The following is a 423-nucleotide window of genomic DNA, read 5'->3' on the forward strand; positions in this document are numbered from 1 at the left end:
TTCCAAGGCTTGACCTCGTCGGTGAGATTGTCCAGCACGACATCGCCATCATTGGTCCGCGCCACCAGGACGAGGTGGCCTTCGCCCCGCTCGGTCTTGCCGATCGCCAGCCGCAGCGACGAGGCCGGCCAGCCGTGCCGGATCAGCACATGCCGCTTCGACACGGCATAATCCTCGCAATCGCCGGCTTTCGGAAATAAAGTCCAATTGTCATCGGCAGTCGGGTCGGGGCGCGGCGCGATCTGATGATTGACCGCRCTGTTGACGTCATCCAGATCGGCCATCTTGCCGAATGTCGGGTCGACGGCTGCCACGTTGCGCGAACCGACGCATTCCGCCGGAGAGCGCGTGCAAAACATCACCGAGGCAAAGGGTGCCGTCACTCGGCGCTTTCCGGACAGAAAGGCGGGACCGGTGAAGCGC

The 423-nt window shown here is 63.5% G+C and carries 1 protein-coding gene; it reads right to left on the reverse strand.

Features of this window, described 5'->3' with window-relative positions; all coding sequences use genetic code 11:
- Window positions 1-383: transglutaminase-like cysteine peptidase (locus tag AC1D0P_RS30375; RefSeq protein WP_477680128.1), on the reverse strand; the 383-nt coding region annotated here is incomplete at its 3' end.
- Between the last annotated feature and the right edge of the window lie 40 nt (window positions 384-423).

It is taken from the genome of Polaromonas sp. P1_G2, from assembly GCF_056405515.1.